This window comes from Planctomycetota bacterium (genome assembly GCA_035384565.1).
Lineage (GTDB): Bacteria > Planctomycetota > PUPC01 > DSUN01 > DSUN01 > DAOOIT01.
In genome coordinates this window covers 1-5,038 of record DAOOIT010000140.1, presented here as the reverse complement: position 1 = coordinate 5,038, position 5,038 = coordinate 1, and the positions used below count along the sequence as shown (strand labels likewise).

The 5,038-nt window shown below is 67.0% G+C and carries 5 protein-coding genes; all 5 read right to left on the bottom strand.

Features of this window, described 5'->3' with window-relative positions:
* The coding region (locus PLE19_23820) for a hypothetical protein (protein ID HPD17976.1) at window positions 1-337 on the bottom strand (337 nt) is incomplete at its 3' end.
* A gap of 3 nt (window positions 338-340) precedes the next feature.
* The gene (locus PLE19_23815; GenBank protein HPD17975.1) at window positions 341-631 is read right to left on the bottom strand and encodes a hypothetical protein; all 291 of its coding nucleotides are present in this window, start codon (window positions 629-631) and stop codon (window positions 341-343) included.
* Window positions 628-1,098, bottom strand: coding sequence for a hypothetical protein (locus PLE19_23810; GenBank protein HPD17974.1), 471 nt, complete (start codon window positions 1,096-1,098; stop codon window positions 628-630). The genes PLE19_23815 and PLE19_23810 overlap by 4 nt, the downstream gene beginning before the upstream one ends.
* Before the next feature lie 120 nt (window positions 1,099-1,218).
* A complete protein-coding gene (locus tag PLE19_23805) occupies window positions 1,219-4,830 on the bottom strand; it encodes a phage tail tape measure protein (GenBank protein HPD17973.1) in 3,612 nt (1,203 codons plus the stop codon).
* Window positions 4,827-5,038: hypothetical protein (locus tag PLE19_23800; protein HPD17972.1), on the bottom strand; the 212-nt coding region annotated here is incomplete at its 5' end. The genes PLE19_23805 and PLE19_23800, both read right to left, overlap by 4 nt.

The window sequence follows — 5,038 nt, the reverse complement described above, 5'->3', positions numbered from 1 at the left end:
CCTTCCCCGCCAGCTTGAAGCCCTTGTCGTAGGCGCGGAGGGTGATCGTCGGGTCCCCGTCCTCAGGGAAGTCGTACTCGATGTCCTTGATGACGGCCTTCTTCTTGGGCGAGAGATTCCCGACGTACCCGAACCGCGCGACGATTTCATTGCCCTCCTGGAAGAGGGGGTGGTCCACGAACTGGAGGTTGCGGTTCGTCACGGTCAGTTCCATCGCGTCGAGCTTGCTCTCGTTGTCCTCGAAGGCGAAGGACCGGATCTCCTGCGCGATGTCGGCCGAGAGGTCCTGCCCCTCGATCTGGATCAGGAACGTCGGCGCGTAAGTGTCGAGGTCCATGGCTCACCCCAGGATGTTCATCTGCACGTGCAAGGCGCTCGGAATGCGAAGGACGGAGCCGATCTCGAGGTCCAGCGGCCAGAAGATGTCATTGGTGTCGCCGATCACCCACCAGAGCCTCGCATCGCCGAGGTAGCGATAGGCCAGGAGGTCCAGGCGGTCGCCCTCCACCACAGTGTGGAACCGGTCGTCGGGCCGCGGGGTGGTTGGGATCTGGGGCCGGTTCCCCAGGAAGTCAAAGCCGTCGTCCTGGCAGAGGATGCTGAATCGGTAGCGCGACCGCTTCGTGATCATCCCCGCACCTCGTTCACGTTGACGCTCCGGTCGACGTACTCCTCGAGCACAATGTCCACGTCCGCCTGCTCGGGCAGGAGCGTCTCCGGCTCGAAGAGGCCGAAGAACCGGGCCTTGACCTCGCGGACGATGCAGAGGACGCTCGGGAACAGGCTGCCAAAGAGGAACAGCACCCGGTGCGGCGCCATCTCCAGCATGCTCCCCGCGTGCTCGGGATAGAGGAGCGACTGGAGCCAGAGCACCCGCTCTTTCACCGGCCCCTTGAAGAACTGGAGCTTGAAGACGATCCGCCGCGGCTCGCCCGCGACGTACTGGTAGCGGGGATGGCTCATGCCGGGGATGCGAATGGCCGCGAAGTGGGTCGCCTTCTCGTCCACGACCTCGGAGGGGTTGTACTGGAACTCCAGGGTTCCCTCGCCGTCGGCGTCGATGAGGTAGCCCGTGATGGGCGGCTTGAATTCGCTCACAGGCCGAAGTCCTTCGCCAGCAGGAACGGGTCAGGCTCAGGCGCGGGGCGCGGCACGTCATCGCGGCGCTTCCGCCTTCCTCTCTTCACTCGACACTCCGCACTCCGCACTTGCCACTCGCTAGAGCGTTTCATAGTTCTTGACTTTCTCCTGCCGGATGTTGCGGTAGACCGCCTGAGCGACGGCGCGACCGTCGAGCTTCGAGACCACCGTGATGTTCACGTCGATGGGCCGGTCAGCCAGCTCGTCAAGCCGGGTCAGGAACGCCTTCATCGGGAAGGACTGCTCCCCGATGGTCGGCGCGCCGGCGACGGGGGCCAGCGGCGCCCCTCGCTCGGCCAGGAGCCTCGCCTGGTGGACCTCCCGCTCGCGGATGACCACGGGCACCGGCTTTTCTGCTGCGGCGGCCACGGACGTCATCGGCGCCGCAACGGCGGAGGCGAGCGGCAGAGCGCTGGCGACCGTGCTCACCAGGCCCGCAAGGACTCTTGCCAGGCCGCCGAGCCAGCCCGTCAGCGCCGTTGGCTCGACTTGGGCGACGCGCGCCGGGCCAGTCAGGAAGCCCCATATCCTGCTAAAGACCTTCGCCGGCAGCCCGGCGACCTGCTGCATGCCCCTGGCCATCGTCTCGAGGATCGACCTGCCCGAGGCCGACAGGTTCGAGAGGGGGCCTTCCTCCGCGTCGGAGAACGGCAGCAGGCTGCGGAGGAAGTTGAATGCCTTCTTGGCGACCTTGTAGGGCGCCGTGATGACGCTTGCGGCCCCTTCGGCCACGGTGGTGAGCACCGACTTCCCCGCCTCGTAGGCCGAGGAGGCGACGGACTTGATCCCCTCCCAGGCGCCCGACGCCATGGACTTGATGCCTTCCCACGCCCCGGCCGCCTTCTCCTTGATCCAGTCCCAGGCGCTCGCGGCGGCGTTCGCTATGCCGCTGAACGCATCCGACATCACCTGGGCCGCGGAGGCGGCCATTGACGTCATCCCCTCCCAGGCCGAGGAGGCGGCGCTCTTGATCCCCTGCCAGGCGCTCGAAGCCGCGCTCCCGATCCACTCGAAGGGCGCCGAGACGACCGACCAGACCGCGGAACCCACGCTCTTGATGGCCTCCCAGCCCGCCGAGACAATGGACTTCACGCCCGACCAGATCGCCTTGCCCACGGAGAGCGCCAGGCGGAACGGGGCCGCCAGGATGTCCACCGCGAAGCCTGCGATGCCCTTGACGAGCCGCCAGCCCGCGGCGACCACGGCCTTGATGCCCGACCAGATGGCCCCCGCAATCGCCAGCAGGCCACGGAAGAGGGCAGCGATGATCTGGAACGGCAGCAGGATGACCCCCAGGATGCCCTTGCACAGGGTCTTGATGAGGGCTGCCCCCGCCGCCGTCAGGTCGGAGAGCGGCCCCGCTTTCGCGTCCGAGAAGGGCAGGAGGTCCCGAATCCACTTCAGCACCTTCCAGACCAGGCGGAATGGGTAGGTGATGACGGACCAGATGCCTCTGCCGAACGCGAGGATGATCGCTTTGCCGGCCTTGAAGAACGCAGCCGTGCCCTCGAAGACGGACTTGATCAGGTTCCACAGCCCGACGACAGCGTCCTTCACCCACCGGAAGGGCGTGAGCAGGAAGCCAACGATGGTCCCGCCGATCTTCTTCAGGCCCTCGACGACCGAGATATCCCCGGTGAGCACCTGCCAGAGCGTGTAGACGATCTTCACCACGGCGCCGATGGCGTTGGCGATCAGCCGAAGCGGCAGGAAGAACTTGTAGAGGAACTTCACCGCGTAGATGGCGCCCTGGACGATGGTCGAGACGAGCCAGACGACTGCCCGCACCAGCGCGGCGACGATGTGAAGGACCCAGGAGAGCGGGTACAGGATGAACTTCAGGACGTAGGCTGCGACCTGGGCGATGATGCCGAGGAGGGTCCCGAGGACCTGCCCCAGCGACTGGAAGGCGGAGCCGTCCGCCGCCGTGGAGACAAGCCCCAGCGCCTGGAGGATGCTGAGGAAGGCCCGCGCCAGCGCCCCGAGGGCCGACATGAGCGCGCGGATCGGGGGGCCGAGGATGGCGGCGATCTTCCGGAAGGCCGACGACACGGCCGTCCACAGCCCCACCATGAACTGCCGCACCCGGTAGTAGACCATGAAGACCGTCTTGACGAACCCCCACAGCCCCATGGCCTTGAGCTTGTCGGCAAGCTCGGCGCTGATCCGCCCCGTGCCGCCGACGAGCGACCTGGCGAGTTCGCCGATGCCCTGGAACACCGCCTTGACCTTCTCGTAGGCCCCCACCACGAAGTCGCGGATGCCCCCGAAGTTCGCTTCCCACGCCCGTCGCAGGAGCTTCACGGCCGCGATGACCCCGATGATGATGAGCGTGATGGGGAGGAACTTGGCGGCCAGCACCCCGCCGACCGTGCTCGCCGCGGCGCCCATGGCCAGGAACCCCGCCTTCACCGCGGGCAGGAGCAGCCCGATGGTCCCCGCCGCGGCGATGACGGCACCGACGACCGTCAGGACGAGGCCCAGCGCCCCGCCGAGGACCAGGACCACCCGAGTCAGCCCCGGCGCCGCCTTCGCCATGCGCTGGAGCGCGAGGACGACCGCGGAGATGCCCCGGATGATCGGGTTCACCACCGGCAGCAGAAGCTGCCCCAGAATCTCGAGGAGATTGTGCATCTGCTGGCCCACGATGGCCATCTGCGAGCCGATGTCCATGTTCATCGCCTGCGCCATGCCGATGGTGTACTGGGTCCCCTGCCGCATGGCGGCGGACATTTCCTTGATGCCCTTCGTCACGTCGCCCACCTTGTTGTAGAACATGTCCACCACGGCGACGGCCTCGATCCGGCCGAACGCCTTCTGAATCTCCAGCTTCTCCATTGCGTCGAGGGTCTCGCCGTAGCGCTCGCGGAGCTTGCCGATGATGCCGACCACGCTGAGGAGGTTGTTGTTCTGGTCCACGAAGCTGAGATTGAGTTCCTTGCCCGCCTCCGCCGCGGACTTGAGGAAGGCGTGGTACTTCGTCCCCGCCTCGGCCCCCGACATCGTGGCCTGGAGCAGGCCGAGGACCGCCAGTTGCTCCTCCAGGGGGATCTTGGCCATCGTCGCGCTTGCGCCTAGGGTGGAGATCGCCGCGGCCATGCCGGGGCCGGTGGTCTTGTAGACCTGGACGGCTGCAGCCAGGCCGCCGGAGAACAGCTCCCCGAACTCGAAGTCGCTCATCTTGGCGTACATGTCGCGGTAGATGCCGTAGCCCGTGGCGAAGAGACTCGTCATCTCGGCGACCGTGGCCTTGGTCGCCTTGGCGGTCAGAGCGGCGAGCTTGGCGTACTCGCCCACCGCCGCGTCGCTCAGGGAGGCGATGCCGCTCTTGATGTCGTAGGCGGCGGCGATGAACTCGGCCTTGCTCGTCCCGCCCCAGGCGTTGGAGAACTCCTCCGCCGCCGCGGCCAGGCTGTCGAGGTCCTTCACCCCCACGGACGCCATCTCGCCGAGGGCCTTCTGCGTGGCGACGGTGGAGCGCAGGACGATGGCCGGCACCGCAAGCAGGGCCAGCCCTGCGCCCATGGTCATGGCGCCGCGCTGGACGAGGCCGAGGTTCCGCTGCATGCTTGCCGACGCCGCAGCCACGGTGCCGTCCAGGCTCATCATGCTCGACTGGATGCGATAGGCGTTCTGCGTGAACATGTCCTTCATGCTCACGACCACGCCCATGCCCAACTCGTTCATCATCGCGGCCGCTTCTCCAGCTCGTGCCTCTCGAACTCAAGCTGCTTCTCGAGGGCCTCGACGAACTCCTGCCGCCGGCGGATGGAGAGCGCCAGGACGTCCTGATAGCCCCAGTGGAGGCCCCCGTAGGCGAGGAAGAAGGCGTCCCTCAGGAGGCTACTGACGGGAACAAAAAAGCCGGCTCGGCCTCCAGGCGGGTGCGGATGCGCGT

Excerpts from the sequence above, each read along its gene's own strand:
- PLE19_23815 (HPD17975.1), bottom strand. The coding sequence starts at position 631 with ATGATCACGAAGCGGTCGCGCTACCGATTCAGCATCCTCTGCCAGGAC.
- PLE19_23805 (HPD17973.1), bottom strand. The coding sequence starts at position 4,830 with ATGATGAACGAGTTGGGCATGGGCGTGGTCGTGAGCATGAAGGACATG.